We start from the raw sequence: 26,043 nt of genomic DNA on the forward strand, positions 1-26,043 counted from the left end.
GGTATGAGCCATGGATTGCACAACTTCCCCCCTTCCGAAGGACGTTGCGTGGCGTCTTCCCTGCGGGCCCCGCAGCGTCTCGCGCGCGCGAGCGCTGCTCGCGGAGCAGGCGCGCGCCTGGAAGGTCCCCGACGAACCGGCCGCCACCGCCGTCCTGCTCCTCAGCGAGCTGATGACCAACGCCGTGCGCCACGCGCGCGTGCCCGTCGGCCGCGAGATCGTCGCCCGGTGCGTGCTCGGCGGGGACCTCTTCCGGGTCGAGGTGATCGACGCGAACGCCGCGCTGCCGTGTCCGAGGGCGGCCGGTCCGGACGACGAGTCGGGGCGGGGGCTCGCGCTGGTGGAGGCGCTGTCCGACGCCTGGGGCGCCAACCCGCGGCCGTACGGGATCGGCAAGACGGTCTGGTTCGAACTGATCGTCGGCGGGGGGCTATGATCCGCTGACTTTCCACAGCATTCGCACATACCCGGGGGGGAACCGCGTGCGTTCCATGTCTTCACGCCTCGTACGCGGCGGGCTCGCGGCCGCCGTCACCGCAGGACTGGTGGCCGCCGTCACCACCGTCACCACCGCGCCCGCCCGGGCCGCGAGCGGCTACGACCGCTGCGCCTACGGCAAGCTGTGCGTCTTCAGCGACCCGATGGGCCGGGGCGACATGCTGGTCGTCACCGGGTCCATGCTGCGGCTCGGGTCCTGGGACAACCGCATCAGCTCGTTCGTGAACCGCACCGACATGCCGGTCTGCTTCAACAGCGAGCCGGACCTGGACGGCGACCCTGGGCGGGCCAGGGCCACGCACTACTACTCCGCCCAGGTCTCCTTCGACGAGAGCTCCCGGCCGGACCTCGACAACAGCGTCAGCTCGCTCGACCTGGACCGCGAGGCGGACTACTTCTGCGGTACCGAGGGACGTTTCCCGACGTACTCGGGGGACTTCGAGAGCAAGCCCCGTCCGGCCGGGCAGCCCGCCGCGGCCGCGTTCGGTGACATGGACGGCGACGGCTTCGGCGACCTCTACGCGCGCGACGCCTTCGGACGGCTGTGGGCGGACCACTCGTACGTGAGCAAGAGCGGCAACCGCCTCGTGGGCGGCGGCTGGAACGCGATGACCCGGCTCACCCGGCACGGCGACTACGACGGGGACGCCAAGGAGGACCTGTTCGCCCGGGACCGCTCGGGCGTCCTGTGGTTCTACCCGGGCCGGGGCGACGGCACCCTCGGCGACCGCGTCAGGGTCGGCGGGGGCTGGAACGCCATGAGCGACGTGGCCGCCGCCGGGGATCTGACCGGCGACGGCCGCGCCGACCTGCTCGCCGCCGACACCACCGGCACCCTGTGGACGTACCCCGGCGACGGGCACGGCACCTTCGGTGACCGCCGGAAGGTCGGCGGGGGCTGGAAGGTCATGAACGAGCTGGTCGGGGCCGGTGACATGAACGCGGATCAGCGTTCCGACCTGGTGGCCCGGGACACCGCGGGGAAGCTGTGGTTCTACCCCGGCACCGGGCGCGGCACGTTCGGTGACCGCAGGCTCATCGGCACCGGCGGCTGGAACGGGCTCACCGAGCTGGCGGGTGTCGGTGACGTCACCGGCGACGGCCACCCGGACCTGCTCGCGCACGCGCCGGGGCAGAAGGAGCTGCGCGTCTACCCGGGCACGGGCGCGGCGGACGGCGGCCTGCGGGCGCCCCGGCAGTACGCCCAGGCCCGCGCCACCCACCTCGTCTTCTGACCCTCCGGGGTCCCGCGACCTCCTGGGCGCCCCCCACCCTCGGGTCCTGCGACCTCCGGGAGCCCGTCACCTCCCGGTCCTGCGACCTCCGGGTTCCTTTGATCCTCTGATTCCGAACGGAGTTCGGTCCATGCTCGGCACCACCCAGGCCCGGCGGCTGATCGGGACGGCCACCGCCGTCGCCGCGTCGCTGGCCGCCCTTCTCACCGCGGCCCCGCCGGCGGCCGCGGAGAACTACGACCGCTGCCCGGCGGGCAAGCTCTGCGTGTTCCAGTACGGGAACTTCACGGGCAAGATGGAGATCGTCTCCTCCAGCCGCCCCACCCTCGGCATCTGGAACAACTCGATCTCGTCCTTCGTCAACAACAGCGACCTCTACGTCGCGCTGGCCACGGAGGCGAACTACGAGGGCGAGCGCTACTACATCCACCCGCACAGCGGCCCCAACGACCTCACCGGCGGCACCATCGGCCGGGCGTGGGACAACAAGGTCAGCTCCGTCCGCATGGCGACCACCGACTACGAGGTCACCCAGGGCGTGCCGTGGATGGAATGGTTCGTCCAGGACGAGGAGAAGCGGCCCGCCGGGCTGCCGGCGGTCGCGCAGTTCGGTGACCTGAACAACGACGCACGCCCCGACCTGCTGGAGCGCGCGGACGACGGGCGGCTGTGGTTCCTGTCGGGCGCCGGCGACGCCAACTGGGTGACCAAGGGCAGGCTCGTCGGCGGCGGCTGGAACGCGATGACCCAGCTGACCCGGCACGGCGACCACAACGGGGACGCCAAGGAGGACATCTACGCCCGCGACGGCTCGGGCACCCTGTGGTTCTACCCGGGCCGCGGCGACGGCGCCTTCGGCGACCGCGTGAAGGTCGGCGGCGGCTGGAACACCATGCGCGAGATCAGCGCGGCGGGCGACCTCAACGGCGACGGCCGCCGGGACCTGCTGGCCCGGGACACCTCCGGGGTGCTGTGGACCTACCCCGGCAACGGCCGGGGCACCTTCGGCGACCGTCTGAAGGTGGGCGGCGGCTGGAACGCCATGAACCAGCTCGCCTCGCCCGGTGACCTCAACGGCGACGGCAGGGCGGACCTGGTGGCCCGGGACGGGTCCCGGAACCTGTGGCTGTACCCGGGCAACGGCCGGGGCACCTTCGGCGACCGCGCCAAGCTCCCGTACGCCTGGCCCGCCGACGCCCCGGTGCTGGCCACCGGCGACGTCAACGGGGACGGGGTGTCCGACCTCATGCGGCCCGTCAACTACCAGCTGTACGCCTACCACGGTGACGGGCACGGCGGCCTCGGCAACCCGGTGGCGGACATGCTGTGGGACACCGCCCGTAACGTACGGGTCTTCTGACGGCGGGTCAGGCCGTGGGCGGGGTGGGCGTTCTGCGGACCGCGCGCCCCGCCAGGACGTCCGTGCGCCGCCCGTCCTCGATGACGAACCGTCCGTCGATCAACACGTACGGGATGCCGGTGGGCAGCGTCCTGGGCCGCTCGAAGGTGGCGCCCGCCGCGACCGTGCGCGGGTCGAACAGCACGAGGTCCGCGCGGTAGCCCTCCCGGACCAGGCCCCGGTCGGTGAGCCGCAGCCGGGCCGCCGGGCGCGAGGTCAGATGGGCCACCATCTCCTCCAGGGAGAGGATGCCCAGGTCGCGGGCGTAGTGCCCCAGGTAGTGCGGGAAGGTGCCGTAGGCGCGCGGATGCGGCTTGGCGCCCTGGAGGATGCCGTCGCTGCCGCCGGTGTGGACGCGGTGGCGCATGATCGCCCGCACGTTCTCCTCGTGGCCCACGTGCTGGAGGATCGTCGAACCGAGGCGGTCGTCGATCAGCAGCCGGCGGGCGGTCGTCCACGGCGTCTCGCCGCGCTCGCGCGCGGACCGGGCGACCGTCCTGCCCACGAAGGACGCGAGGGCCGGATCGCCCACCCCCGAGACCTCGATCGTCTCCCAGTCGATGGGCACGCCGTGGCAGCCGTCCGCCCCGGCCACCTCCAGGTCGTGGCGGATCCGCTCGGCCGTCGCCTCGTCGCGCAGCCGCGCCAGCACCGCCCCGGGTCCGCCCGCGCCCGCCCAGCTCGGCAGCATCGCGGCGAGCGTCGTGCAGCCCGGGGTGTACGGATAGGTGTCCAGCGTGATGTCCGAGCCGGTGGCCAGCGCCCGGTCGAGCAGGGCCAGCAGCTCGGGGGCGCGGCCCTCGTTCACGCCGAAGTTCATCGTGGCGTGCGCCAGGTGCAGCGCGCAGCCCGCCGCCCGGGTCAGCTCCACCATCTCCTCGTACGCGCGCAGGGCGCCCGCCCCGTAAGAGCGGTGGTGCGGGCAGTAGTAGCCGCCGTACCGCGCCACCACCTCGCACAGTGCGGTCAGTTCGGCGTCCGGGGCGTACATGCCGGGCGTGTAGGTGAGCCCGGAGGAGAGGCCGACCGCGCCCTGCTCCAGGCCCTCGGCCACCAGCCGCCGCATCCGCTCCAGCTCCCGGGGCGTGGCCGCCTGGTCCTCCCAGCCCACCGCGTACATCCGGACCGTGCCCTGGGGGACCAGATAGGCGGCGTTGACGGCGATGCCCTCGCCGTCGAAGCCGTGGTCGAGGCGGTCCAGGTACTCGCCGACCGTGCGCCAGTCGAAGGCGAGGTCCGTGTCCCCGGGCGCGCCGCCGTTCCAGCCCGCGACGGCCGTGCGGACCTCGGCGAGGGTGCGGTCGTCGACGGGCGCGTAGGAGAGCCCGTCCTGGCCGAGGACTTCGAGCGTGACGCCCTGCGCGGCCTTGGCACTGTGGTCCGGGTCGCGCAGCAGGGCCAGGTCGGAGTGGGCGTGCATGTCGATGAAGCCGGGGGCCAGGACCAGCCCGTCGGCGTCCAGGACGCGTGCGCCGGCCGGCCGGGGGCCGCCGTCGCCGTCGCGGCGCAGCGCCGCGATCCGTCCGTCCCGGAGGCCGACGTCGGCGCGGAACGAGGGCCCGCCGCCGCCGTCGACCACCCGGGCGTCCCGTATGACGAGGTCCATCAGGGGCCTCAGAAGTAGGTGCGGATGTAGTCGACGACCGTGCCGTCCGCCTCCACCAGCGGGATCAGCGGCCACTTGTCGAAGCTGGTGCACGGGTGGGAGAGACCGAGGCCCACCCAGTCGCCGACCTCCAGCTCCACGCCCGGGCCGGTGCGCAGCCAGGCGTGCTGGTCGGACAGGGCGGTGACCTCGATACCGGTCGCCGGACGCTCGGTCCCATCCGCCGCGCGCACCACCTGCGCCTCGGGCAGGTCGAGGTCGTGCGCCGCGTCCCGCTTGCCCGCGTTCACGAACGCCTGGCCGGGGCCGGGCCGCGAGACGACCTGCGCCCACAGGCGGAAGGCGGGGTGCAGGGCGCCCTCCTCGGGGATGCGGTTGAAGGGCGTGACGCGGCGGTACTGGCCGTCGTCGTGGCTGACGTACGCCCCCGAGCGCAGCAACTTCAGGACCGGCAGCGACAGTTCGGGGATGTCGGCGAAGACCTCCGCCACCGCGTCGAACCAGGCGCTGCCGCCCGCGCTGACGACGATCTCGTCGAGTCCCGCCCCCGAGAACCGGCCCGCGCGGTCGAACTCCGCGGCCAGCGCGGTCAGCCTGCGCAGCCAGGCCGTGACGCGCTCGGGGGTGGCCCCCGGGACCTCGGCCTCGTACCCCGCCACGCCCACCAGGCGCAGGGTGCGGGTGGCGGCCACGGCGTCGGCGACCGCCGTGCAGTCGGCCTCGGTACGGGCGCCGGTGCGCGCCCCCTCGCCCGCGCCCAGCTCGACCACCACGTCCACCGGGCGGGGCGCCCCGGTCAGCGCCGCGTCCATCAGCTCGACCCCGCGCACCGAGTCCACGTAGCAGATGAACCGGAAGGCGGCGTCCCGGGCCAGCTCGGCGGCGATCCACTTCAGGGCCGCCGCGTCCACCAGCTCGTTGCCGAGGAAGATCCGCTCGACGCCGAACGCGCGCGCCACGCGCACCTGGTGGGGCACGGCCAGGGTGATGCCCCAGGCGCCGTGGTCGAGCTGGCGGGCGAAGAGCGCGGGAGCCATCGTGGTCTTGCCGTGCGGGGCGAAGGCGAGGCCGTGACGGGTCGCGTACGTCTCCATCAGCGCCAGGTTGTGCTCCAGGCGCTCGGCGGAGAGGGCCAGGACGGGGGTGGTGAAGCCGTCCGTGAACAGGTTCCGGCGCTGGGCCGCCAGTTCGCCCACGGTCAGCCCCTCGGCGTCCGGGGGCAGCCCCTTGAAGCGGTGGTCGACGCGCTCTTCGGCCAGTCCTGCCAGGAACCCCATGGAAGCCTCCGTGATCGCTGCTGCGCCAGGTGTTGCAGCATGTGCAACGCCCGTTGCGTGTCTCGCTGACCGCTGTCTAACATCCGGGCCAACGCCGGGTCAATGGTGAGGGGCCGGGGTCCAGGGTGAAGGGAGCGCCGACGGGTGGACGTGGATGCCGTCTGTCTCGGGGAGTCCATGGTCGCGTTCCTGCCCACCCGGCCGGGACGCCTCGCCGATGTGCCCTCCTTCGAACGGGGCGTCGGCGGCGCCGAGTCCAACGTGGCCTGCGCGCTCGCGGGCGCCGGGCACACGGTGAAGTGGGTCGGCCGGGTGGGCGCGGACGGCTTCGGGGACCACCTCGTCTCGGCCGTCGGCGCGTACGGCGTGGACACGTCCGGGGTGCGCCGGGATCCCGTACGGCCGACCGGCGTGTACTTCCGCACCGCCGACGACCGTTCGGACGCCGCGCACGAGGTCGCGTACTACCGGACCGGGTCGGCCGCCTCCGCGCTGTCCGTGGCGAACGTGCCCTGGGATTCCGTGTGGTCCGGGCGGGTGCTGCACCTGTCCGGCATCACCGCCGCGCTGTCGGACGACTGCCTGGAGCTGATGCGGGCGCTGCTGGCGCGCCGCCCCGGGCGTCCGCTGGTGTCCTTCGACGTCAACCACCGGGCGGGGCTGTGGCGTCCGGGCTCCGATCCCCGGGTGTCGCTGGAGCTGGCGCGGGGCGCGGACGTGGTGTTCGTGGGGGAGGACGAGGCGGAGGAGGCGTGGGGGGTACGGGGGGCGTCCGCGGTGCGGGCGGCTCTGCCGGAGGTGGGGGTGGTGGTGGTCAAGCGGGGCGCCCTGGGGGTGACCGTGTTCGAATCCCCCGCCCCGCCCTTTCCCGAAAGCCGCCGGCGGTTGTCGGCCGGGCGCGAGCCGTCCGGGGCCGGTCGCACAGTTCCCCGCGCCCCTGGCAGCCAGGGGGCGCGGGGAACCGCGCGCTCGGCCCAGCACGGTCCGCGGCCCGACGTCACCGTCGTCCCCGCCCCCCGCGTGGACGTCGTCGCCCCCACCGGTGCCGGGGACGCCTTCGCCGCCGGGTTCCTCCACGGCACCCTGCGCGGACTGCCCGTACGGGAGCGGGCGCGGCACGGGCACCTCATGGCCGCGGCCGTGCTGACCGTGCCCGGCGACCACACCGCCCCGCCCGCCCGCACCCGCGCCGACCGGCTCGCCGCCCTGGACGACGACGCCTGGGGGAGACTTCGACTCGGCCCCGGCTGGACGGGGGAGGAAAGGGAGGTACGGACGCCATGAGCCAGACCGTCGACCGGGCGCTGAGCATCCTGCCGCTGCTGGCGCAGGGCCCCGCCGACCTCGGCAGGGTCGCCGAGCGGCTCGGGGTGCACAAGTCGACCGCCCTGCGGCTGCTGCGCACCCTGCACGAGCACGGCCTCGTCTACCGGCAGGAGGACCAGCGCTACCGCCTCGGCGCGCGCCTGTTCGCGCTCGCCCAGGAGGCCGTCGAGAACCTCGACGTACGGGAGATCGCCCACCCCCACCTCGTCGCGCTCAACGAGCGCATCGGGCACACCGTCCACCTCGCGGTGTACGAGGACGGCGAGGTGCTCTACATCGACAAGGTGGAGAGCCGCTATCCCGTCCGCATGTACTCGCGGGTCGGCAAGCCCGTCGCCATCACCGTCGCCGCCGTCGCCAAGCTGCTCCTCGCCGACCTTCCCGAGGCCGAGCGCCGGGCCGTCGCCGACCGGCTCGACTACCCGCTGTACACGTCCCGTTCGACGCCGAACGCCGCCGCGTTCCTGAAGGAGCTCGCGGCCGTACGCGAACAGGGCTGGGCCACCGACCTCGGCGGCCACGAGGAGTCCATCAACTGCGTGGCCGCGCCCGTGACCGGCACGGACGGCCGCGTGGTCGCCGCGATGTCCGTCTCCGCGCCGAACGTCGTCGTCACCGCCGAGGAACTCCTCGCCCTGCTCCCGCTGGTGCGCCGCACCGCGGAGGCCATCAGCCGGGAGTACTCCGGCACCATCCCCCCAGAGGAAGGCAGTTCATGACCGGCACGAGCAAGGGACCCGAGAAGACCGCCCTGGTCCCCGCCACCCACACCGCCCCGCCCGCGAAGTTCTCGCACGGCGTGCGCAAGGGCAACATCCTCCAGGTCGCCGGGCAGGTCGGGTTCCTGCCGGCGGCCGACGGCCGGCCCCCCGTCGTCGCCGGCCCCACCCTGCGCGAGCAGACCCTCCAGACCTTCGCCAACGTCAAGGCGGTCCTGGAGGAAGGCGGCGCCACCTGGGACGACGTGATGATGATGCGCGTCTACCTCACCGACGTCGGCCACTTCGCCGAGATGAACGAGATCTACAACGCCTACTTCGAGGAGCAGGGCCTGAAGGCCCCCGCCTCGGCGCGGACGACGGTCTACGTGGGCCTGCCCCCGGGCCTGCTCATCGAGATCGACGCGCTGGCGGTCCTGGACGACTGACCGCCGTATGCGCTTGGCACGACCGCAGCACAGGCCGCACGGGGCGGCGCCCCGGACCGCCGGGGCGCCGCCCCGCGGTCCCCCACGCCCCGGAACAGCCCCGCCGAACACCGGAGTCGCCGTATGTCGTTCCCGCTCGCCACCACACCGCCCCCGCCGCCCCCGCCGCACACGGGCGGCATCCTCCCGCTGATCGGCGGCACCACGGGCCTGCTGACCGTCGCCGCCCTGGGCATAGCGCTCCTGCTCTACCTCATCATCAAGATCAGACTCCAGCCGTTCGTGGCGCTCCTCGCCGTCTCCATAGCCGTGGGCCTGGGCGCGGGCCTGTCGGTGACCGAACTCTTCGGTACGGTCCAGAAGTCCGCCGCCGTCTCCACGGTCGAGGCCGGCATGGGCGGCATCCTCGGCCATGTCGCGATCATCATCGGGCTCGGCACGATGCTGGGCGCCATCCTCGAAGTCAGCGGCGGCGCCGAGGTGTTGAGCGCCCGGCTGCTGGCGCTGTCCGGAGAGGAACGCGCCCCGCTGGCCATGGGCCTGACCGGCCTGGTCTTCGGCATCCCGGTCTTCTTCGACGTGGGCATCTTCGTCCTCGCCCCGATCGTGTACGCGGCAGCGAAACGCTCCGGGAAGTCGATCCTCCTCTTCTGCATGCCGCTGCTGGCGGGCCTGTCGATGACCCACGCCTTCCTGCCCCCGCACCCCGGACCGGTCGCGGCGGCCGGCCTCTTCCACGTCTCGCTCGGCTGGGTGATCCTCATGGGCGCGCTCGTGGGGCTGCCGGCGGTGCTGGCGGCCTGGGCGTACGCCGCCTGGATCGGGAAGCGGATCTTCGTGGAGGTGCCGCAGGACATGGTGGAGGCGGCGCGGGAGGCGCGGGCCGCGGTCGAGGCGGAACGGGCGGCGGCGGGGCTGCCGCCCGCGTCCGGGGAGAAGCCGGTGCCGCTGACGACCGTCCTGGCCGTGATCGGGACCCCGCTGGTCCTGATCCTGGCGGCCACGTTCTCCTCGATCGCGCTGGACCCCTCCCGCATCCGCTCGGTGATCGAGTTCTTCGGCCACCCGTTCGTGGCGCTGACCATCGCGCTGGTGCTGGCGTACTACCTGCTGGGGATACGGAGGGGCTGGACCCGCACCTCCCTGGAGCGGGTCTCCACCGCCTCGCTGAAGCCGGTGGGAAACATTCTGCTGGTGGTGGGCGCGGGCGGGGTCTTCGGCGCGGTCCTGAAGGCGTCCGGCATCGCGGACGCCCTCGCCAGGACCTTCCACGACGTGGGCCTCCCGGTGATCGTCCTGGCCTGGCTGATCTCGGTGGCCCTGAGGGTGGCCCAGGGCTCGGCGACGGTCGCGATCGTGACGACGGCGGGGATCGTGGTGCCGCTGGTGGAGGGGTCCGGGTACTCCCAGGCGCACCTGGCGCTGGTGATCATGGCGATCTCGGCGGGGTCGATCTTCGCGTCGCATGTGAACGACGGGGGGTTCTGGATGGTGGCGAAGTACTTCGGGATCAGTGAGCGGGATACGTTGCGGTCGTGGACGGTGCTGGAGAGTGTGCTGTCGGTGACGGGGTTCGGGGCGGCGGCCCTCTTGAGCCTGCTGCTTTAGCCCCCACCCCGCCCGTTCCCTAAAGCCCTCGGGCGGGCGGCCGGGGGGCTCCGCCCCGGGCCGGGTGTTCGTCTGCGGGTGATCTGTGGCTGATCGCGCAGTTCCCCGCGCCCCTTGTCGGCCGGGGTGTCCGTCTGCGGGTGGTGGTGGGTTGCTCGCGCAGTTCCCCGCGCCCCTTAAGGGGCCCGGTGTTTGTCTGCGGGTGGTGGTGGGTTGCTCGCGCAGTTCCCCGCGCCCCTATAGGTACTTGCGGCCGCTCTATTTCGGATCCTCGGGCGGGAACAATTCAGCCCCTCCGGCGTTCGGGGTCCGGGGCGGGGCCGCAGGCCCGTCTTTCAGGGGCGCGGGGAACTGCGCGATCAGCCCCCTCCGGCCCGCAGGCTGACGCGCAGCGGGACGCGGGGGCCGCAGGCCCGTCTTTCAGGGGCGCGGGGAACTGCGCGATCAGCCCCCACCGGCCCGCAGGTTGACGCGCAGCGGGACGCGGGGGCCGCAAGGCCCCGCCCGGGGGCCCGGGGACGGAGCCCCCGGGGAAGCTTCCCCCGCCCCCGCCCCCGGAGGGTTTAGGGAAGGGGCGGGGTGGGGGCTGTCCCGGGGTCACGCACCCGCGCAGTACTGCGACTCCTTCCCGATCGACCGGTACATGCAGTCCGCGTTCTCCAGCAACTGCAACACCGCGTCCCGGTTCCGAGCGGTCTCCCGCTCGATCACCTCGTCGGGCGGGTAGAACCCGCCCCCCGCCCCGGACTCCCCCGGATACATCTCGAAGGTGAAGTCGAAGATCTTCTGGGCGCCCCAGAGGTAGTCGTCGATCGTGCCGTCCGTGATGTACAGGTCACTGGACTGCTCGGGCGTGTACCCGTTGGACGCCGCCATCTTCCCCCCGACCGCCGCGAACGCGTCGTGGTCGTCCTTCGTCAGCCCGGTCGCCGTGTCGTTGTACGTGTAGCCGAACGGCCACAGCACCAGCTCGCTGTAGGTGTGGAAGTCGATCCCGGCCTTGATCTGCTGCTTGCCCCCCACCACCCGGCTGCGGGCGAAGTCGGCGACGACCTTCACCTCGGGCGCGGACTCGGCGGCCGAGCCCCGGTACGTCTCGGAGCCCTTGCTGCCCGAGGAGCCGCCGCAGCAGCCCCACTTGTAGTTCCAGTTGCGGTTCAGGTCCGTACCGACGTACGACGAACCGGAGTTGGGCTGCCGGTTCTTGCGCCAGCTGCGGTACGACCCGGTGGCGATGTCGTACTCGCCGCCGTCCGGGTTGAGGTCCGGCACGATCCAGATCTCGCGGTTGTTCACCATGTTGGTGATCCGCGAGTCCTGGCCGTACCCCGCGCCGAACTCCCGCAGCAGATACAGCGCCATCTCCACCGTGAGGTGCTCACGGGCGTGCTGGTGGAAGGTGAACAGGACCTCGGGCTCGTTCTCGTCGGTGGCCACGTTGTCGCTCACCTTGATGGCGACGATGTCCCGGCCCTGGTACGACTTGCCGATCACGCGTCTGCTCATGATCGAGGGGTACTGGGCGAGGCGCTGGTCGACCTCCGCCGTCATCTCCGCGTAGTTGTGGTACTTCGCGTCCGCCGGCGGGAAGTCGAAGGGCACCGCCTTCAGGCCGCCGCTGCGGTCGGGCGGTCCGGGCAGCGCCTTGAGCGTGTAGCCGAGCGTGCGCAGGTTCCGTGCCTGGCGGGCGTCGGCGCTGACCACGACGGTGTGCTCGCGCACCTCGTCGATGGAGACCCCGGTGGCCGCGAGGGCGGTGCGCGCGGCGGGGGTGGCCGGGCCGTGGATCTCGTACTGGACGGTGGCCTCGTCGGCGGCCAAGTCCGCGCGCTCGCGCGGGGTGGGCGCCGGGGACGCGGTGGCGTGGGAGGTCAGCGGGGCGGCCAGGGCCATCGCCAGGAGGGCCGCGAGGCCCGCCGAACGTCTGGCACCGCCGCGTGGCGCGTGGGTGGCGCGCGTACGCGTACGAAGTCGCATGAATGCTCCTGGGGATCCAGAGGTGGGGGTGTTCATGTCGACGTTGCTGGGGTGGTGCGTCGCACCCTGAGCTTCTGGGCATGGCATGTCAGCGTCAAGGTGCGCCGTTCCTCACCCGGTCCGGGTGGGCGATATCCCGTCAAGGTCGTTCCGGCGCGGCTCCATGGAGTGCATGGTGCTCGGCGGAGCCGCCGATCCGATCGTCCGACCGGTCCCGGTGGGCCGTACGGGCGTACGGGATGCCCCGTACCGCTCTTTCCGGGCGGCCGCGCGCGTACGTGACCGGCGATCGGCCCGCCCGGCCCGACCGCCCGACCGGCCCGACTGGCCCGAACCGGACGGTTGCCCCCGGGGGTTGGGGGGTCCAACAATGCTCATGACAACTTCAGGAACCCACTCCTGAAGCCCTTCAGAACCCTTCAGAGGGGAACCCCCACATGAAGAAGCCTCTCGTCGGCACGGTGCTGGCGCTGCTGCTCGTCGGAGCGGGCGCGGCGCCGGTCGTCGCGGCGCCGCACACCCACAGCGGCGACAAGGCGACGGTCAAGGCGGTCGACTTCGCCGGAACGGTCGCGCTCAGCAACTGTTCCGGGTCGCTGGTCCGCACCCCGAGCTCCCAGCCGAACGACCCCGCTCTCATCCTCTCGAACGGCCACTGCCTGGAGACCGGCTTCCCGGCCGCCGGCGAGGTCATCACCGACCAGCCCTCCTCGCGCAGCTTCTCGCTGCTCAACGGCTCGGGCAGCAAGGTCGGCACCCTGCGGGCCACCAAGGTCAGCTACGCGACGATGACCGACACCGACATCACGGTCTACCAGCTGAGCAAGACGTACGCGCAGATCCAGAGCCAGTACGGGATAGGCGCGCTCACCCTCAACGACCAGCACCCGGTCGCGGGCACCGCCATCAAGGTGGTCTCCGGGTACTGGAAGCGCACCTACAGCTGCAACATCGACGGGTTCGCGTACCGCCTCAAGGAGGGCGACTGGACCTGGAAGGACTCCGTCCGCTACACCTCCGCCTGCCAGACCATCGGCGGCACCTCGGGCTCCCCGGTCATCGACACCGCCACCGGCAAGGTGGTGGCGGTGAACAACACCGGCAACGAGGACGGCCAGCGCTGCACGGAGAACAACCCGTGCGAGGTGGACCAGAACGGCAACGTCACCGTCCACTACAAGATCAACTATGCCCAGGAGACGTACATCATCGTCCCCTGCATAGGCGCCGGCAACCGGGTCGACCTGAGCCGCCCGGGCTGCACCCTGCCCAAGCCCTGACCCACGTCTCCCCGCGCCCCGGACCGGGGCGCGGGGAGAGGTGCCGCTACGGCAGGGCGTGGACGTGCGGTCCCACCGCGTTCGACCAGGCGTTGCCCGCCTTCGCGTCCCAGTTGGTCGACCAGGTCATGGCGCCGCGCAGCCCCGGCCAGGTCCGCGGGGGCCTGAAGGAGCCGCAGTTGGTCCCGGCGGTCAGGCAGTCCAGGGCCGCGTTCACCACCGACGGGGAGACGTAGCCGCTGCCCGCGCCGCTGGGGGAGGCGGGCAGGCCGAGGCCCACCTGGGACGGGTCGAGGCCGCCCTGGAGCTGGATGCAGGCGAGCGCGGTCAGGAAGTCGACCGTGCCCTGCGAGTAGACCTTGCCGTCGCAGCCCAGCATCGAACCGCTGTTGTAGTACTGCATGTTGACGACGGTCAGGATGTCCTTGATGTTGAGCGCCGTCCTGAAGTACTCGCCCGACGTGGACTGCATGTCGATGGTCTGCGGCGCCATGGTGAGGACGAGTCTGCTGCCCGCCTTCGACGCCAGCGAGCGCAGGGCCTGCGTCATGTAGGTCGAGTTGAGGCCGTTCTCCAGGTCGATGTCGACGCCGTCGAAGCCGTACGTCTGCATCAGCGCGTAGACGGAGTTGGCGAAGTTCGCCGCCGAGGTCGCGTCGTTGACCGACACCGTGCCGTTCTGGCCGCCGATGGAGATGATCACCGACTTGCCGGCCGTGTGCTTGGCGGCGATGTCCGCCTTGAACTGGTCGACGGTGTAGCCGCCGAGGCCGGCCGTGTCGAGGTTGAAGGTCACTCCGCCCGGCGTTCCGGTGGCGTCCGCGAAGGAGACCGCGATGATGTCGTAGGCCGCGGGCACGTCGCTGATCTTCTGGACGGTGGCGCCGTTGTTGAAGTTCTGCCAGTACCCGGTCACCGCGTGCTTGGGCACGGTCCCGCCGCCCGGGTTGCCGGTCGCGGAGGTCTTCGCGGTCACCGCCGCCGACCTGGCGGACTCACCGGCGGCGTTGGTCGCGCTCACCTGGAACTGGTACGAGGTCGACGCGCTCAGCCCCGTCACGGTCGCCGAGGCGCCGCCCACCGACTGCACCTTGGCGCCGTCGCGGTAGACGTTGTAGCCGGTCGCGCCCGAGACCGCGCCCCAGGACAGGTCCACGGAGGAGGAGCTCACCGCGCCGACCGCGAGGCCGCCCGGGGCCGCCGGGACCGTCGGGGCCGGGTCGCCGCCCCCGCCGCCGTCCGGGCCGAAGACGGAGACGTCGTCGGCGTAGTACGCGCTCTGGCCGTACCAGCCGTGGGTGTAGATCTGCACGGAGGTGGTGGAGGCCCCGGTCCTGAACGTGGTCGACAGCTGGTTCCAGCCGCCGCCGGTGCCGGGCGTCCAGGTGGAGACGTCGGTGGTACCGGTCCCGGAGGCGCCGAGGTAGACGTAACTGCCCTGCACCCAGGAGCTCAGCGTGTACGTGGAGTTGGGCTTCACGGCGACGCTCTGGACGCACTGGCCCGTGTCGGAGCCCGACGGGCTCGCCTTGAGGGCGGCGGCTCCGCCGTGCACGGGCGAGGAGACGACGGATCCGCTGCCGGCCGTACAGCTCCAGCCCGCCAGACCCGACTCGAAGCCCGCGTTGCGGGCGTTGTTGACGTCCGCCGCGTGGGCGGTGCCGGTGAGCCCGGCTATGGACAGGGCGCCTGCGGCGGCAACGGCCAGGCCGACTCTGCCGCTTGCTCGTTTCACTTGCTGCCTCCGGTGGGGGAGTGGGGAGGGCGGTGGGGAGGGGAGCGCGCGCTGTGCGTACAAGTTGGTCCAGACCAATCCGGTTGTCAAGACCTCTGGCGCCCCTCGTGGCATCACAGAAACGAGAAGACTGTTCACGCGCAGCTATCTCGTGGATACAGTGCTGCTTCAGGGGGGAAGTGCGGTGGTCACGTACGGCTGAGGGGGCCCGTCTCGGGCCGAGGGAACGGGGACTTGATGTGCCAACCGCGATAGCCGTCACCAGCCCGGACCTGGTGTTGCCCGCGGCCGATCCACACACGCCGCCGCCCGCGGTCCTCTCGTCCCCCGACATCCAGCCGCTCGACGACGCCCTCGCCCACGCGCACCGCCTGCTCGACCTGCACGGGCATCTCGTCGTGCTCCACCCGCGGTCGCTCGCGCCCGCCCACGAACGGCGGCTGCACACCGTCCGCTCGCTCCTGGAGAGCGACCGGATCGCGCTGGTCGCCTCGCCGCTGCCGCCGCTGGGCCTGGCCGTGCTCGCCCGCCAGCTGTGCCAGCTGTCGGTGTGCGACTTCAGCCCCGGGGTGCTCGCCTCCTCCGCCCGGCTGCTCGCGCACTACGTGCACGCCGGGGCTGTGCTGAACTCCGTCACCCGGCTCGACCACGTGCCGGTCGGCCTCAAGACTCACGCCAAGTCCTGGCTGCCCGGCAGCCAGTTCGCGGTCGTCGCCCACCCGGAGCCGCAGCTGGTCCGGGTCGGCGCGGGCGAACTGGAGGGCCCCGACTACGCCTGCCGGCTGCTGGTGGCGGGCGCCGCGGCGCCCGCCGAGTGGGTCACCGTCCACCTCGCCGCCGCCTGGCGGGTCGGCGCGGTGCTCGAAGCGCCGCTGCCGGGGTACTCGCCCTCGTGGTGGGGGACGTCCAAGCTCACCGAGTTCGCCGCGTACCTCTCCGATCTGTCCGTGCTGTACCAGCTCGTGGCATCCGTACGACGGGAGTCGTGCCGGTGGTGCGGCATGGAACTGATCGGCGACCGCTGCGGGTTCTGCGCCTCCCCCGTCCCCGCCCCCGAGCACCGGCTGCCCGCGGGAGGCACGTACAGCTAGCCGCCGCGCAGCCCGCCCGGTGGCCCGTCCGCCCAGTCCCACGTCATCGAACGAGGTCGTACGGTCAATGAACTCCCGTCAGCGCCGCGGCGTCATCCTTCTCCTGGTCTCGGTCCTGTGTGCCGCCGGGGCCTTCGCCGGGGTCCTCTCGGTGATCCACGACGCCGACTCCAAGGTCGGCCCCGAGGTGACGGCGTACCGGGTCAAGAACGACATCAAGCCCAACACCGAACTCCAGCCCGGCCAGTTCAGCCGGACGACCATGCCGAAGCGGTGGCTCTCCCGCAACGCCGTCACCGACCTCTCCGCGATCCGCGGCAAGGTCGCCGTCTCCGCGCTCCGGTCCGGCTCGCTGCTCCAGTCCGACATGATCGCCGAGCGGCCCGCACTGCGCCCCGGCGAGCAGGAGATCGCCATCATGATCGACGCGTCCACCGGCGTCGCGGGCAAGATCCAGCGCGGCTCCTCCGTCAACATCTTCGCCACCTTCGCCGCCGCCAAGCAGGGCGAGACCCCCCAGTCGAAGATCATCGTCTCGGGCGCCCGGGTCCTCGACGTCGGCACGCTCACCCCCCTCGACCCCGGCCGCGACGACCGCAACAAGACCACCGAGGCGGTCCCGATCACCTTCGCCCTGGGCACCCTCGACGCCCAGCGCGTCGCGTACGCGGAGTCCTTCGCCCAGCACGTCCGGCTCGCGCTCGTCGCGCCCGGCGGCGACTCCACGGTGCCGCCCGGCGACCGCACGTACCGCCTCGAAAAGGACCAGTGAGGTTCGGATGACCACCAGGATCCTCCCGGCCGTCCAGGACGCCGACGCCGCCCGGTCCGTCACCACCCTGCTCAGCCAGCTCCCCGACGCCGAACCCGCCGCGCCCGTCGCGGACTCCACCCAGCTCCTGGACACCCTGGCCCGGCTCGCCGGGGACTCCCTGGACGAGCTGCCCGAGGTCGTCCTCGTCCACGAGCGCATCGGGCCCGTCCCCGCCCTGGACCTGGTGCGCGAGGTGGCCCTGCGCTTCCCCGCCGTCGGCGTCGTCCTGATCACCTCGGACGCGGGCCCCGGCCTGTTCGCCGCCGCCATGGACTCCGGCGCGCGCGGCCTGGTCACCCTGCCGCTCCACTACGAGGAGCTGGTCAGCCGGGTCCAGGCAGCCGCCCAGTGGTCGGTCGGCGTCCGCCGCCACCTCGGCGGCGGGGGCGAGGCCACCGGCGGCCCCGGCGGCACGCTCGTCACGGTCACCGGCGCCAAGGGCGGCGTCGGCGCCACCGTCACCGCGATCCACCTCGCCCTCGCGGCCCGCGCCTCGGGCCGCACCACCGCCCTGGTCGACATGGACCTCCAGGCCGGTGACGTCGCCTCCTACCTCGACGTCCAGTTCCGCCGCTCCGTCGCCGACCTCGCCGCCATCACCGACATCTCGCCCCGGGTCCTCCAGGACGCCCTCTTCAGCCACTCCACCGGCGTCGGCCTGCTGCTCGCCCCGGGCGACGGCGAACGCGCCGAGGAGGTCACCGACCGCGCGGCCCGCCAGATCCTCTCCGCCCTGCGCCACCGCTACGAGGTGGTGATCGCCGACTGCGGCACCCAGATGAACGCCGCCAACGCCGCCGCCGTGGAGATGGCCGACACCGCCCTGCTGGTCACCACCCCGGACGTGGTGTCGGTCCGGGCCGCCAAGCGGATCGTCCGGATGTGGGACCGCCTCCAGATCCGCAAGGCCGAGGAGACGACGACCGTGGTCAACCGGCACACCCGCGCCACCGAGATCCAGCCCGCGCTGGTCCAGAAGGTCACCGGCACCCGCGCCGCCCGCACCTCCGTCCCCGCGGCCTTCAAGGAGCTCCAGGCCGTCGTCGACGCGGGCCGGCTGCACGACCTGGACGCCAAGTCCACCGTCAAGCAGGCGCTGTGGACGCTCGCGGGCGAACTGGGCCTGGTCAAGGGCGTCGGCCCCGCGCCGGAGAAGAGCGGCCGCGGCACCCTCGTCCTGCGGCGCCGGGGGCACGGATGAGAGGCGTGAGGGGCATACGGACAGCGGCCGACCGGGACCGCGGGCAGATCGTGGTCGAGTTCACCGGCATGGTCCCGATCATCCTGGTGACCCTCGCCGCGATCTGGCAACTGGTCCTCACCGGATACGCGTTCACCGTCGCCGGGCACGCGGCGGACGAGGGCGCCCGCGCGGGCGCGGCCCGGGACGGCGGCGCGGCGGCGTGCGCGGCGGCCGTGCGGGCGGCGGCGCCGGACGGCTGGGAGGTGTCCGCGCAGGAGTGCGGCGGCGGCGGGAAGGACGTCTTCACCGCCACGGTCGGCGTACGGGTCCCGGTGCTCTTCCCCGGCGCGTTCACCGTCCCGCTCACCACCGTGCACGGGCACGCCGGGGCGGCCCGCGAGGACGAGCCGTGAGCCGCCCGGGGCGCGCGAGGGGGCGGTTCACCCGGCTCCGGGGCCGCGACCGGGGCTCGGCCGCCGTCGAGTACCTGGGCTTCCTGCCCCTGCTGCTGCTCGTCGCGCTCGCGGGCGTCCAGCTGGGGCTCGCCGCGTACGCCGCCCAGCAGGCGGGCACGGCCGCCCGCGCCGCCGCACGTACGGCAGCCCAGCAGGAGCGGGCGGGCGGGGCCGAACAGGCGGGCCGGGCGGCGGTCAGCGCCTGGGTGGCCCAGCGCAGCACCATCGGCGGGACCGGCGGCTGCCCCGGGGACGCGGTGACCGTCACCGTCACCGTGACCATCCCCTCCGTCTTCCCCGGCGTCGACGCCTTCGGCCCGGTCCACAAAAGCGCCACCATGCCCTGCGACGAGAGCAACTGACCGAGGAGGCACGCCCCATGAGCCTGCGGGCCCGTATCACCGCCCCCGAGGAGAACCGGGGCGGCGAGGGCGACGCGCACCTCGTCGCCACCTACCGGGGCAAGCTCCTGGAGGAGATCGACCTCGCCGAGATGTCCTCGCTGGCCGCCGCCGAGCGCCGGGCGCGGCTCGAACGCGTCCTCGGCCACATCCTCAGCCGCGAGGGACCGGTCCTGTCCACCGGCGAGCGGGCCCAGCTGATCCGCCGCGTCGTCGACGAGGCGCTGGGCCTCGGCGTCCTGGAACCGCTCCTGGAGGACGCGTCCGTCACCGAGATCATGGTCAACGGCCCCGACCAGATCTACGTGGAGCGCTCCGGGCGGGTCGAGCGGCTGCCGATGCGGTTCGCCTCGCACGAGCAGCTGATGCAGACGATCGAACGGATCGTGTCGACGGTCAACCGCCGGGTCGACGAGTCCAACCCGATGGTCGACGCCCGGCTGCCGTCCGGCGAACGCGTCAACGTGATCATCCCGCCGCTCTCGCTGACCGGCGCCACCCTCACCATCCGCCGCTTCCCGCGCTCCTTCACGCTCCCCGAGCTGATCGCCTTCGGCTCGCTCGACGAGCCCATGCTGATGCTGCTCGCCGGGCTGATCCAGGCCAAGTTCAACGTGATCGTCTCCGGCGCCACCGGCACCGGCAAGACGACCCTGCTCAACGCCCTGTCCGGGCTCATCCCCGAGCACGAGCGGATCATCACCATCGAGGACTCCGCCGAACTCCAGCTCCAGCAGAGCCATGTGATCCGCCTGGAGGCCCGCCCCGCCAACGTCGAGGGCAAGGGCCACGTCTCCATCCGCGACCTGGTCCGCAACTCGCTGCGCATGCGCCCCGACCGCATCGTCGTCGGCGAGGTGCGCGGCGGGGAGTCCCTCGACATGCTCCAGGCGATGTCCACCGGCCACGACGGCTCGCTGGCCACCGTCCACGCCAACAGCGCCGAGGACGCCCTGATGCGCCTCCAGACGCTGGCCTCCATGTCCGAGATCAAGATCCCCTTCGAGGCCCTGCACGACCAGATCAACTCGGCCGTCGACGTCCTGGTCCAGCTCACCCGGCACGCCGACGGCTCCCGCCGGGTCACCGAGATCGCCCTGCTCGACAGCCACGGCCGCGACCCCTACCGGCTCGCCACCGTCGCCCGGTTCGACCCCCGCCCGATGGCCGCCGACGGGCGCGTCCACGGCGAGTTCCGCCACCTCCCGCTCCCGCGCCGCGTCGCCGAACGCCTCTATCTGGCGGGCCTGCCCGTCCCGCAGGCGTTCGGCATCGCCGCCTTCGACGAACAGCTCGCCACCCGAGAGGCCAGGTAGCACCGCCCATGACCGCACTCACCCAGCTGACGACCGGGGTCACCCTGCTCGCCTGCACGGCGGCGGTCGCCGGTGTGCACGTGTACGCCAGTGGCCGCGCCCAGCGCCGGGCCCTGGTCGATCGGCTCTCCACCGCCGGGGAGCCGGAGTCCGCCGGGCGCCGCCGGCCCTTCGCCGGGGTGGACCGCAGGCTGCGCCGCACCTCCGCCGGCCGGCGCGTCGCCCGCAAGCTGGCGGTGACCGGCCTCGACCTCAGCCCCGGCGAGTTCGCCGTCTACGTCCTGGCCGCCGTCGTCGGGCTGTGGGTGGTGGCGGCCTCGGTGCTCGCCTCGTTCTTCGGACCGCTCGCCGCGCTCGCCGGGCTGTGGGCCGCCAACACCTTCCTGAACTGGCAGCGCACCCGGCGTACCGAGGCCTTCATCAACCAGCTCCCCGAGATCTCCCGGGTGATCGCCAACGCCACCCAGGCCGGGCTCGCCCTGCGCACCGCGATCGCCATGGCGGCGGACGAGCTGGAGGCCCCGGCGGGCGACGAGCTGAAGACCGTCGCCGACCAGCTCGCCGTCGGCCGCACCCTGGACGACGCGCTCGGCGAGCTGGCCAAGCGGCTCCCCTCGCGCGAACTGGTCGTCCTGGTCTCGACGTTGATCCTCTCCAACCGGGCGGGCGGCGCCGTCGTCCACTCGCTGCGCAACCTCACCACCACCCTGGAAGAGCGCAAGGAGACCCGCCGCGAGGTGCGCACCCAGCTGTCCCAGGTGAACACCACGGCGTACGCGGTCCCGGCGATCGGGGTCGGCGCGATGCTGCTCGTCAACCAGATCGCGCCGGGCTCGCTCGCCAAGATGACCGGCTCGTTCCTGGGCCAGGCGGCGGTCGTCGTGGCCCTCGCGCTCTACGCGCTGGGCTTCGTCGCGATCCGCCGCATCTCGAAGATCGACGTGTGAGGGGGGCGGGCATGGAACTGATCCTGGGACTCATCGTCGCCCTCGGCGTCCTGGGCGCCTTCCAGGGCGTACGGATGTACCGCGCCGAGGTCAAGCTGCCCAGCGACCTCGTCCTCGCCCTGGAGGTCGGCGCCACCCGCACCACCCGCGCCGGCGGCGCCATCGACCGCCTCGGCATCCGCTGGGCCCCGCTCGTCCTGCGGCTGATGGGCCCCCGGCGGGTCGCCGAGAAGCGGCGCAGGATCGACATGGCGGGCAACCCCGGCGGCCTGACCATCGACCGGTACGCGGCGCGGCGCGCGGTGTACGGGGCGCTGGGCGCGGTCGGCGCGGTGGTGATGGTCTCGGGCGGCAACTACCTGCTGGCCCTGCTGATGGTCGCGTTCGCGTACTACTGGGTCGAGGTCGGCATCTGGGCGGCCGTGCGCCGCCGCCGCGACGACATCGAGCGCACCCTGCCGGACTTCCTCGACGTGCTCGCCGTGGTGGTCTCCGCCGGACTGGGCTTCCGCCAGGCCCTGGAGCGGGTCGCGGAGAAGTACGAGGGCCCGTGGGCGGACGAGGTACGGATAGCGCTGCGCCAGATGGACATGGGCGTCAGCCGCCGCCAGGCCTTCGACGACCTGCGGCGGCGCAACGACTCCGAGCAGGTCGCCATGTTCGTCACCGCGCTCCAGCAGGGCGAGGAGCTGGGCGCGCCCATCGTGGACACCCTGATCGCCATCGCCACCGACATGCGCCGCACCGACGCCCAGAACGCCCGCCGCAAGGCCGCCAAGGCGGTGCCCAAGGCGACGCTGATGGTCACCACGTTCATGGTGCCCGCGACCATGATCCTGATGGCCTCCGCGATGCTGCTCGGCTCCGAGGCCGACATCGGCTCGCTCACGGGGAAGTGAGGGGTCCGCCATGCGGAAGCAGTCGCAGTCGCAGGCGCAGGCGTATTCGCCGGTGCCCGTCAAGGGCGGGCCGCCGTCCGGGGCCGGGCCCGAGCCCGAGGTGTCCCTCCAGCTCAACGCGCTCCAGGCGCTGTGCCGCCAGGTCTTCCTGTTCCGGCTCGCGATGATAGGGCTCGGCACCCCCTTCGCCCTGGCCAACTCGGCGCGCGGGGTGGCCACCTGGCTGGTCTCGGGGGCCGTCCTGATCACCTTCATGGGCTCGTACGCGCTCTACCGCGACTGGGAGCGCTTCGGCCCGCTCCTGCTGCGCCACCCGTGGCTGCTCGGCGTGGACACGGCGTTCGGCGCGCTGCTGGTCTTCACCGCGACCCCCGACTCCCCGCTCGGCTATGTGGTCGTCTGCACCCCGCTGCTCGCCGGCCTGGTGTACGGGTGGCGGGGCGCCGGGGTCTTCGCCGGGCTCCAGTGCGTGGTCCTGGCGCTGGCGTACATGGCCCAGCACCGCCACCACCAGCCGCTCGCCCCCGCCCTGCTGCTGCCCGGCTTCTGTGTGCTGGCGGGCGCGGCCGGGGTGGCGCTGCGGGGCCTGCTGCTGCGGTTCGGACTGGCATCCCGGGCGCTCACCGAGGCGCGGGCCAGGCTGGCGGTGGAGGAGGAACGCGCGCGCCTCGCCCGCGAGCTGCACGACTCGGTCGCCAAGACCCTGCACGGGGTGGCGCTCGCCGCCGAGGGCCTGGCCGCCTCGGCCGACCGCACCGACCCGGTGACCGTCCGCCGGGGCGCGACGCTGGTGGCCCGCTCGGCGCGGCGCGCCGCCGCCGAGTCCCGCGAACTCCTCGCCGACCTGCGCCGCGAGCCGGGCCCGGACGGGGGAGTGGACGTCCTGGCGGAACTGGCCGCGCGTGTACGGGACTTCGCGGCGCGCGGCGAGGAGGTCGGCGTGAGCTACCGCTGCCTCTCCCTCCCCCTCGGCGGCCCCGCGACCCGGGTCCCGTACCCCGTCGCCCGCCAGCTCCTGACGATCGCCTCCGAGGCCCTGGAGAACGCCCACCGCCACGCGGGCCCGGCGCGCGTGGACGTCTCGGCGGGCGTGGTGGGTGACGTGCTGCGCATCAGCGTGTACGACGACGGGCGCGGCCTGCCCCCCGGCACCACGCTCGACGGGCTGCGCAGGGCGGGCCACTTCGGCCTGGTCGGCATGGTCGAGCGCGCGGCGGACCTCGGCGCGCGCATCCGTATCGGCCGGGGCGAGGCGGCGCGCGGCACCGAGGTCCGCCTCGACGTGCCGCTGGCGGCGCTGGAGAGGAGCGGGGTGTGACCCGGGTGGTGGTGGCGGACGACAACCCGGTCGTACGGGCCGGGCTCACCGCGCTGCTGGAGAGCCACGGCGGCACGGAGGTCGTGGCCGAGGCGGCGGACGGCCGCCAGGCGTACGAGGCGGCCCTGCTGCACCGGCCGGACGTGGTCCTGCTCGATGTGCGGATGCCGGGCGTGGACGGCCTCACGGCCCTGCCCCGCCTGGTGCGGGTGGCGCCGGTGATGATGCTGACGTACAGCGCCGAGGCGGAGACCGTACGCGAGGCGCTGCGGCTGGGCGCGCGCGGCTATCTGGTGCACGGCGAGTTCACGGTGGAACAACTGGTCGGCGCGGTACGGGACATCGCCCGGGGCGAGGCGTCCGCCGTCGCCCCGCCGGGTGTCATGGGTGTCATGGCCCGGTCCATTTCATTAAATCCGAACGAAGAGGCTTCGCGGATGCAACCGGATGTGGGACAGTCGTCGACGGGACACCGGAACCGAACTCCGCTCCGGCGCCCGGAACTTGGGACACACCGGCTGAGCAGGAGGGAGGTGGAGGTGATGGAGCTGATCGCGGCGGGCATGAGCAATCAGCAGATCGCCGCCGCCTGCTTCATCAGCGAGAAGACGGTGAAGAACCACATCAACCGCATCTTCGCGAAGCTACACAGCAACAGCCGCGCCCAGGCGCTGGCGACCTGGCTGGGTACGCGGGCGGGGCGGGGGGCGGCGGGATGAGGCGCGCGAGCCGGAAGGACTCCGCCCGCCTCCGGAATTGGGCCCAGGGGCCCTGTGCCGGAACCGGAGGGCCCGGGTACGGTGCGGCTGTCGAGCGCGGCACCGCCGTAGACCCCGGAGGGGACCACCATGAACGACAAGCTCCTCAAGCCCGCGACCGCCACCAGGATCCGGGTCCACGGCTGGCTGAACACCACGGCGACGGCGCTGCGGCGGCGGGGGGACCGGGGGCAGGGCGCGGTCGAGTACATGGGGATCATCATCGTGGTGGTGGCGATCATTCTGGTGCTTACGCAGACGAATTTCGGCACGACGATCGCCGGGAAGATCACGGCGGCGATCAACAAGATCAATCCCTGATCCCACGCGCCACCCGCCGGCTCACCGGCGACCGGGGGCAGGCCTTCCCCGTCTACATCACGGCGGTGGCGGGCCTGCTCTTCCTCGCGTTCGCGTACTTCGCGGTCGGCCAGGCGGCGACGAAGCGCAACGAGGCCGAGACGGCGGCGGACGCGGCGGCCCTCGCGGCGGCCCAGGACTTCCGCGACCAGCTGAGAAAGGGTCTGCTCGGCGGCTTCGACCTCGTGCGCTGGCAGAAGCTGCTCGACGGTGACCAAGGCGGGCTGCTGCCGCACGACTCCTGCCCCGCGGCGCGTGAGCTCGCCGCGCGCAACGACGCCACGGCCGACCTCTGCGAGCTCTCCTTCCAGCCCGAGCCCACCTACCGGGTGGCCGTGCAGACCAACAGGACGGCGGGCCACTCGGTCATCGCCGCCACCCAGGACCACAAGGGCGCGGCGAAGGCGGCCGCCGTGGTCGTACCGCGCTGCCACATCCGGGACGCGTCCGGGACCGGGCCCACCACCCTGCCCGCGGAGCCGGGGCCGGCCCCCGAGCCCGGGCAGTCCCCGGGGCCCGACGGGCCGGGGGACGACCCGAAGGGGACGTATCTGCTCGTGTGCGAGAAGAAGAGGGACTTCGAGGTCGATCCCGCCCACCTGGACCTGTTGCCGAAGGCGTCCGACCTGTTCTCCGTCCATCTGGCCGACAAGTAAGCGTATGAAGTGCGCAGCACGAAGGACCGAGGGGGCTTCACTCATGGACAACGCCACGATCAGGGCGCGGGCCAGAGACACGGCGGTCGCGGTGGCCGCCGCCGCCCTGGCGCTCGCGCTCACCGCCTGCGGGGGAGACGGCGGTGACAAGCCGAAGGCCGGGGACAAGGCCTCCACTCCCGCGGCGGCGTCCGGCGGGAACAGCTCCCCGTCCGGTGGCCCCTCCGCCCAGAGCACCGAGGTCCTCGCGACCATCACCGGCACCGGTGGCGTCGAGGTGGTGATCAATTCGGCCAAGCGGGACCCGGGAGGGTTCGTCACGGTCCAGGGTGTGGTGAAGAACGGGTCCAAGGACCTGTTCTCCGCACCCGGATGGCAGGGCAGCGAGCAGGAGCTGAGGAACAACGGCGCCTCCATGGCGGGCGCGGCGCTGGTCGACAAGGCGGGCAAGAAGCGGTATCTGATCCTGCGCGACACGGACGGACGCTGTCTGTGCTCGCAGTTCACGACCGGCATCCAGGCCGGGCAGGAGGCGCCCTTCTACACCCAGTTCCCCGCACCCCCCACCCCCGTCCAAGAAGTCGACTTCCAGCTCCCCACCATGCCCACCGCCACCATCAAGATCTCCGGCTGAGGCTGAGGCCCCCCATGCAGGCCACTCAGGCAACCGCGAACCAGGCACCCGCGACCGCGCCCCGCGCCGCCGTGCCCCACGCACCCGCGACCGCGCCCCCGGTGACCACACCCTCGGCAACCG

At 72.8% G+C, this 26,043-nt stretch carries 25 protein-coding genes; 21 read left to right on the forward strand and 4 right to left on the reverse strand.

Features of this window, described 5'->3' with window-relative positions; all coding sequences use genetic code 11:
* Positions 1–10: 10 nt before the first annotated feature.
* The 3 genes from AC069K_RS31075 (at position 11) to AC069K_RS31085 (ending at position 3,093) form a co-directional block, all read left to right on the forward strand.
* Entirely contained in the window at positions 11–436 is a 426-nt protein-coding gene (locus tag AC069K_RS31075) for an ATP-binding protein (RefSeq protein ID WP_365109343.1), read from the forward strand.
* 55 nt (positions 437–491) lie between these two features.
* Entirely contained in the window at positions 492–1,733 is a 1,242-nt protein-coding gene (locus AC069K_RS31080; RefSeq protein ID WP_478621846.1) for an FG-GAP-like repeat-containing protein, read from the forward strand.
* A 130-nt stretch (positions 1,734–1,863) separates the two neighbouring features.
* Positions 1,864–3,093 (forward strand): FG-GAP-like repeat-containing protein, encoded by a 1,230-nt coding sequence (locus AC069K_RS31085; protein ID WP_478621848.1) that lies wholly within the window; start codon positions 1,864–1,866, stop codon positions 3,091–3,093.
* A gap of 7 nt (positions 3,094–3,100) precedes the next feature.
* Here AC069K_RS31085 and AC069K_RS31090 read toward each other — a convergent pair whose 3' ends face one another.
* Entirely contained in the window at positions 3,101–4,738 is a 1,638-nt protein-coding gene (locus tag AC069K_RS31090) for an N-acyl-D-amino-acid deacylase family protein (RefSeq protein WP_478621850.1), read from the reverse strand.
* A gap of 8 nt (positions 4,739–4,746) precedes the next feature.
* Complete coding sequence (locus AC069K_RS31095) at positions 4,747–6,015, reverse strand: amino acid deaminase (protein ID WP_478621852.1); 1,269 nt, start codon at positions 6,013–6,015, stop codon at positions 4,747–4,749.
* Positions 6,016–6,192: 177 nt separating this feature from the next.
* On the opposite strand from AC069K_RS31095, the gene AC069K_RS31100 reads away from it, so the two are divergent.
* The 4 genes from AC069K_RS31100 to AC069K_RS31115 all read left to right on the forward strand — a co-directional run bounded on the left by AC069K_RS31100 (position 6,193) and on the right by AC069K_RS31115 (position 10,096).
* Entirely contained in the window at positions 6,193–7,299 is a 1,107-nt protein-coding gene (locus AC069K_RS31100; RefSeq protein ID WP_478621956.1) for a sugar kinase, read from the forward strand.
* The gene (locus AC069K_RS31105; protein WP_478621854.1) at positions 7,296–8,060 is read left to right on the forward strand and encodes an IclR family transcriptional regulator; all 765 of its coding nucleotides are present in this window, start codon (positions 7,296–7,298) and stop codon (positions 8,058–8,060) included. The genes AC069K_RS31100 and AC069K_RS31105 overlap by 4 nt, the downstream gene beginning before the upstream one ends.
* Positions 8,057–8,488, forward strand: coding sequence for a RidA family protein (locus AC069K_RS31110; protein WP_478621856.1), 432 nt, complete (start codon positions 8,057–8,059; stop codon positions 8,486–8,488). Before AC069K_RS31105 ends, AC069K_RS31110 begins: the two co-directional genes overlap by 4 nt.
* 123 nt (positions 8,489–8,611) lie before the next feature.
* Entirely contained in the window at positions 8,612–10,096 is a 1,485-nt protein-coding gene (locus AC069K_RS31115; RefSeq protein WP_478621858.1) for a GntP family permease, read from the forward strand.
* A gap of 597 nt (positions 10,097–10,693) precedes the next feature.
* Here the strand turns inward: AC069K_RS31115 and AC069K_RS31120 are convergent.
* Positions 10,694–12,073 (reverse strand): M14 family metallopeptidase, encoded by a 1,380-nt coding sequence (locus AC069K_RS31120; protein ID WP_478621860.1) that lies wholly within the window; start codon positions 12,071–12,073, stop codon positions 10,694–10,696.
* Positions 12,074–12,510: 437 nt separating this feature from the next.
* Between AC069K_RS31120 and AC069K_RS31125 the strand changes: the two genes are divergently transcribed.
* Entirely contained in the window at positions 12,511–13,353 is an 843-nt protein-coding gene (locus AC069K_RS31125; RefSeq protein ID WP_478621862.1) for a S1 family peptidase, read from the forward strand.
* 46 nt (positions 13,354–13,399) lie between these two features.
* Here the strand turns inward: AC069K_RS31125 and AC069K_RS31130 are convergent, their stop codons facing one another.
* Entirely contained in the window at positions 13,400–15,202 is a 1,803-nt protein-coding gene (locus AC069K_RS31130; RefSeq protein WP_478621864.1) for a chitinase, read from the reverse strand.
* Positions 15,203–15,327: 125 nt separating this feature from the next.
* On the opposite strand from AC069K_RS31130, the gene AC069K_RS31135 reads away from it, so the two are divergent.
* The 13 genes from AC069K_RS31135 (at position 15,328) to AC069K_RS31195 (ending at position 25,920) form a co-directional block, all read left to right on the forward strand.
* Positions 15,328–16,179: a hypothetical protein gene (locus AC069K_RS31135; RefSeq protein ID WP_478621866.1), complete on the forward strand. Its 852-nt coding sequence runs from the start codon at positions 15,328–15,330 to the stop codon at positions 16,177–16,179.
* A 67-nt stretch (positions 16,180–16,246) separates the two neighbouring features.
* Positions 16,247–16,951: a Flp pilus assembly protein CpaB gene (cpaB, locus tag AC069K_RS31140; protein ID WP_478621868.1), complete on the forward strand. Its 705-nt coding sequence runs from the start codon at positions 16,247–16,249 to the stop codon at positions 16,949–16,951.
* Between the two features lie 7 nt (positions 16,952–16,958).
* Entirely contained in the window at positions 16,959–18,194 is a 1,236-nt protein-coding gene (locus AC069K_RS31145) for a CpaE/TadZ family protein (protein WP_365109381.1), read from the forward strand.
* On the forward strand, positions 18,191–18,589 hold the full coding sequence (locus AC069K_RS31150) for a TadE/TadG family type IV pilus assembly protein (protein WP_478621870.1): 399 nt from the start codon (positions 18,191–18,193) through the stop codon (positions 18,587–18,589). The genes AC069K_RS31145 and AC069K_RS31150 overlap by 4 nt, the downstream gene beginning before the upstream one ends.
* The gene (locus tag AC069K_RS31155; protein WP_478621872.1) at positions 18,586–18,993 is read left to right on the forward strand and encodes a TadE/TadG family type IV pilus assembly protein; all 408 of its coding nucleotides are present in this window, start codon (positions 18,586–18,588) and stop codon (positions 18,991–18,993) included. Before AC069K_RS31150 ends, AC069K_RS31155 begins: the two co-directional genes overlap by 4 nt.
* Before the next feature lie 17 nt (positions 18,994–19,010).
* Complete coding sequence (locus AC069K_RS31160) at positions 19,011–20,348, forward strand: TadA family conjugal transfer-associated ATPase (protein WP_358832990.1); 1,338 nt, start codon at positions 19,011–19,013, stop codon at positions 20,346–20,348.
* Positions 20,349–20,356: 8 nt separating this feature from the next.
* Positions 20,357–21,295, forward strand: a complete 939-nt coding sequence (locus AC069K_RS31165; RefSeq protein ID WP_365109390.1) for a type II secretion system F family protein — start codon at positions 20,357–20,359, stop codon at positions 21,293–21,295.
* A gap of 11 nt (positions 21,296–21,306) precedes the next feature.
* Entirely contained in the window at positions 21,307–22,194 is an 888-nt protein-coding gene (locus AC069K_RS31170; protein WP_365109392.1) for a DUF5936 domain-containing protein, read from the forward strand.
* A gap of 10 nt (positions 22,195–22,204) precedes the next feature.
* Positions 22,205–23,512: a sensor histidine kinase gene (locus tag AC069K_RS31175; protein WP_478621874.1), complete on the forward strand. Its 1,308-nt coding sequence runs from the start codon at positions 22,205–22,207 to the stop codon at positions 23,510–23,512.
* The gene (locus AC069K_RS31180) at positions 23,509–24,231 is read left to right on the forward strand and encodes a response regulator transcription factor (RefSeq protein WP_365109398.1); all 723 of its coding nucleotides are present in this window, start codon (positions 23,509–23,511) and stop codon (positions 24,229–24,231) included. Before AC069K_RS31175 ends, AC069K_RS31180 begins: the two co-directional genes overlap by 4 nt.
* Positions 24,232–24,360: 129 nt before the next feature.
* Complete coding sequence (locus tag AC069K_RS31185) at positions 24,361–24,591, forward strand: hypothetical protein (protein ID WP_358833109.1); 231 nt, start codon at positions 24,361–24,363, stop codon at positions 24,589–24,591.
* Positions 24,591–25,286: a pilus assembly protein TadG-related protein gene (locus AC069K_RS31190; protein WP_478621958.1), complete on the forward strand. Its 696-nt coding sequence runs from the start codon at positions 24,591–24,593 to the stop codon at positions 25,284–25,286. The genes AC069K_RS31185 and AC069K_RS31190 overlap by 1 nt, the downstream gene beginning before the upstream one ends.
* 43 nt (positions 25,287–25,329) lie before the next feature.
* Positions 25,330–25,920 carry a hypothetical protein gene (locus tag AC069K_RS31195; RefSeq protein ID WP_478621877.1) on the forward strand — a complete coding sequence of 197 codons (591 nt, stop codon included), beginning with the start codon at positions 25,330–25,332 and terminating at the stop codon, positions 25,918–25,920.
* Positions 25,921–26,043: the final 123 nt, after the last annotated feature.

The sequence above is a fragment of the Streptomyces sp. NPDC043908 genome (genome assembly GCF_056435525.1).

What these genes read in the sequence shown, in the direction of transcription:
- AC069K_RS31080 (WP_478621846.1), top strand. Translation starts at nt 492, where the DNA reads ATGTCTTCACGCCTCGTACGCGGCGGGCTCGCGGCCGCCGTCACCGCA.
- AC069K_RS31170 (WP_365109392.1), top strand. Translation starts at nt 21,307, where the DNA reads ATGGAACTGATCCTGGGACTCATCGTCGCCCTCGGCGTCCTGGGCGCC.
- AC069K_RS31150 (WP_478621870.1), top strand. Translation starts at nt 18,191, where the DNA reads ATGAGAGGCGTGAGGGGCATACGGACAGCGGCCGACCGGGACCGCGGG.
- AC069K_RS31085 (WP_478621848.1), top strand. Translation starts at nt 1,864, where the DNA reads ATGCTCGGCACCACCCAGGCCCGGCGGCTGATCGGGACGGCCACCGCC.
- AC069K_RS31075 (WP_365109343.1), top strand. Translation starts at nt 11, where the DNA reads ATGGATTGCACAACTTCCCCCCTTCCGAAGGACGTTGCGTGGCGTCTT.
- AC069K_RS31130 (WP_478621864.1), bottom strand. Translation starts at nt 15,202, where the DNA reads ATGCCACGAGGGGCGCCAGAGGTCTTGACAACCGGATTGGTCTGGACC.
- AC069K_RS31165 (WP_365109390.1), top strand. Translation starts at nt 20,357, where the DNA reads ATGACCGCACTCACCCAGCTGACGACCGGGGTCACCCTGCTCGCCTGC.
- AC069K_RS31110 (WP_478621856.1), top strand. Translation starts at nt 8,057, where the DNA reads ATGACCGGCACGAGCAAGGGACCCGAGAAGACCGCCCTGGTCCCCGCC.
- AC069K_RS31175 (WP_478621874.1), top strand. Translation starts at nt 22,205, where the DNA reads ATGCGGAAGCAGTCGCAGTCGCAGGCGCAGGCGTATTCGCCGGTGCCC.
- AC069K_RS31145 (WP_365109381.1), top strand. Translation starts at nt 16,959, where the DNA reads ATGACCACCAGGATCCTCCCGGCCGTCCAGGACGCCGACGCCGCCCGG.
- AC069K_RS31120 (WP_478621860.1), bottom strand. Translation starts at nt 12,073, where the DNA reads ATGCGACTTCGTACGCGTACGCGCGCCACCCACGCGCCACGCGGCGGT.
- AC069K_RS31195 (WP_478621877.1), top strand. Translation starts at nt 25,330, where the DNA reads ATGGACAACGCCACGATCAGGGCGCGGGCCAGAGACACGGCGGTCGCG.
- AC069K_RS31095 (WP_478621852.1), bottom strand. Translation starts at nt 6,015, where the DNA reads ATGGGGTTCCTGGCAGGACTGGCCGAAGAGCGCGTCGACCACCGCTTC.
- AC069K_RS31100 (WP_478621956.1), top strand. Translation starts at nt 6,193, where the DNA reads ATGGTCGCGTTCCTGCCCACCCGGCCGGGACGCCTCGCCGATGTGCCC.
- AC069K_RS31105 (WP_478621854.1), top strand. Translation starts at nt 7,296, where the DNA reads ATGAGCCAGACCGTCGACCGGGCGCTGAGCATCCTGCCGCTGCTGGCG.
- cpaB (WP_478621868.1), top strand. Translation starts at nt 16,247, where the DNA reads ATGAACTCCCGTCAGCGCCGCGGCGTCATCCTTCTCCTGGTCTCGGTC.
- AC069K_RS31185 (WP_358833109.1), top strand. Translation starts at nt 24,361, where the DNA reads ATGAACGACAAGCTCCTCAAGCCCGCGACCGCCACCAGGATCCGGGTC.
- AC069K_RS31160 (WP_358832990.1), top strand. Translation starts at nt 19,011, where the DNA reads ATGAGCCTGCGGGCCCGTATCACCGCCCCCGAGGAGAACCGGGGCGGC.
- AC069K_RS31115 (WP_478621858.1), top strand. Translation starts at nt 8,612, where the DNA reads ATGTCGTTCCCGCTCGCCACCACACCGCCCCCGCCGCCCCCGCCGCAC.
- AC069K_RS31125 (WP_478621862.1), top strand. Translation starts at nt 12,511, where the DNA reads ATGAAGAAGCCTCTCGTCGGCACGGTGCTGGCGCTGCTGCTCGTCGGA.
- AC069K_RS31090 (WP_478621850.1), bottom strand. Translation starts at nt 4,738, where the DNA reads ATGGACCTCGTCATACGGGACGCCCGGGTGGTCGACGGCGGCGGCGGG.